2 protein-coding genes are annotated in these 2,316 nt (G+C 61.5%); both read right to left on the reverse strand.

Translation table 11 applies throughout. The features are described 5' to 3' along the window. Positions 1–8: 8 nt before the first annotated feature. Positions 9–998, reverse strand: coding sequence for a zinc-dependent alcohol dehydrogenase family protein (locus WCA53_RS09210; RefSeq protein ID WP_423908264.1), 990 nt, complete (start codon positions 996–998; stop codon positions 9–11). Between the two features lie 44 nt (positions 999–1,042). Next, the gene (locus WCA53_RS09215) at positions 1,043–2,146 is read right to left on the reverse strand and encodes an alkene reductase (RefSeq protein ID WP_423908266.1); all 1,104 of its coding nucleotides are present in this window, start codon (positions 2,144–2,146) and stop codon (positions 1,043–1,045) included. Positions 2,147–2,316: the final 170 nt, after the last annotated feature.

Consider the following 2,316-nt stretch of genomic DNA (forward strand, 5'->3'; position numbering starts at 1 on the left):
GTTTCTGCCTACACCGTCACAACGATTTTCCCGAACTGGCCGTTGTTCTCCAGATAGCGGTGAACTTCAACCATGTCGTCGAACCTGAACGTACGATCGATGACCGGCTTGAGCGCACCCACCTCGAGGCCCTTGAGGACGTATTCCACGGCAGCCTTCCTGCGGGTCTCGTCGCCGCTCGTCAGCCAGATGTTGTGCGCCTTGATGGTCGGCATCTTGCCGATCATCTCCAGCACCGGCAGCGGGGTAACCTCTTCGCTGAGCGCGCCGTAGATGTACACGATGCCCTGGAAGGCCAACGCAGAAATCAGCTTCGGAAAGTTCGGGCCGCCGACCGGATCGAAGGCGACGCGCGCACCCTTGCCATCGGTGATTCGCATCACTTCCTGCACCAGGTCGACCTCATCCGTGGCGATCACGTGCGCGGCGCCTGCTTCGAGCAACTGCTTTTTCTTCTCCGACGTGCGCGTCAACGCGATCGAAGTTGCGCCCGCGTAGTGGGTGATCTGAATCGCCGCGAGTCCAACGCTGCTGGAAGCCGCTGGAATGATGACGAAATCGCCCTGGGTCACCTTGGCATCTTCGACGAGCGCGCCGTACGCGGTCACGAACATCATCCAGATCGACGCCGCCTCGGCAAACGATAGCGACTTCGGATGCTTCACGACGGCGTAGTCCGGCGCGATGATGACCTCGCCATACGTGAAGTATTGATTCATCGAGAAGGACGGGATCGTGTTGACCTCGTCACCCACCGCGATACCGGTGACGTCCGGGCCCACGGCGTCGACAATGCCTGCTGCCTCGTATCCCAGACCCGCCGGAAACTTGACGGGTTCAATGTAATCATCGAGGCGCCACATTGACTCGGCGCGGTTGATGCCGATCGCCTTGACCTTGATGCGAACCTCATGCAGACCGGGGGCGGGAACCTGCGTCTCGATGAACTCGAGGACTTCCGGTCCCCCGGCTTTTGCGAACTTGATAGTGCGTGACATTTGAGCCTCTTGGGTTGTAAAAATTAGATAAGGAGTACTTTGATTCAGGCCGTCTCGGCGGCTTCGAGAGCGGGGAAGTCAGTGTAGCCCTTTTCGTCGCCACCCCAGAACGCGGAGCGGATATAGGGCGTGAGTGGGAGCTTGTGCTTCAGGCGGTACGGCAGGTCGGGGTTCGACGAGAAATGGCGGCCGAATGCGACGAGGTCTGCATCGCCGGACGCAACGATCGCTTCGGCGCTGTCGCCGTCGAAACCGCCTGCAGCAATGATTGGGCCCGTGAAGTGCGGACGCAGATAGCTGACAGCGACGGGATCGTGGCCTTCGTGCAGCGTCTCGTCACCCTTGATACGTGGCTCGATCACGTGGAGGTAGGCGATCTTGTACTCGTCGAGCACTTTCGCGACGTAACTGAAGGTGGCCTCCGGGTTGCTATCGGAGATGCCGCCCCATTCGCCTGACGGCGAGATGCGCACGCCAACCCGATCGGCGCCCCACACCGAGATCAGGGCCTCGACGGCTTCGCGCAGGAAGCGGACGCGGTTCTCGATCGGGCCGCCGTAGGCGTCCGTGCGCTTGTTGGTGCCGTCCTGGATGAACTGGTCGACCAGATAGCCGTTTGCGCCGTGAAGTTCGACGCCGTCGAAGCCCGCGTCGAACGCGCGTTGAGCCGCGACGCGGAACTCCTCGATGATGGCCGGGATTTCCTTGACGTCGAGCGCCCGGTGCGGCGAAGCGGGGACAAAGCCGTCCTTGGTCACCGCGACGCCTTCGAACGGGACGACGGAGGGCGCTACCGGATCGACGCCGCCCGTCATTTCAACGTGGCTTTGACGGCCGCCGTGAATGAGCTGCATGAAGGCACGGCCGCCCTTGGCGTGAACGGCATTGGCAATGGCCTTCCAGCCTTCCATTTGTCCGTCGTGATAGAAGCTTGCTGCGCCCAGGTAGGAGCGCGCGGGGATCGAGATGCTGACGCCTTCGATGATTTCGAGGCCGCCTTGCGATGCACGCTGGCCGTAGAAGTCCGCCATCATCGGGCTCGGGATGTCGCCCGGCTGGATGGTGCGCAGGCGGGTCATCGGCGCCAGGGCGACGCGATGCGAGAGGGTATAAGCGCCGACCTTCTTCGGGGTGAACAAGTGAGCCATGATCTTTCCTTCGCTGGATGTTGAGTGCCGGGACGTTCGACCGGGAGCCGATTCGTTGATGGAGAATTTATCCATTCCGTCTCGCGCTGGGAACGAGCGGAATTGGATATGAGTCATTCCAAACGGGGATTAATATCGATGGTGGGCGGGATTCGACGGGGGCGGCTGGC

It is taken from the genome of Caballeronia sp., from assembly GCF_049581465.1.
Classification (GTDB): domain Bacteria; phylum Pseudomonadota; class Gammaproteobacteria; order Burkholderiales; family Burkholderiaceae; genus Caballeronia.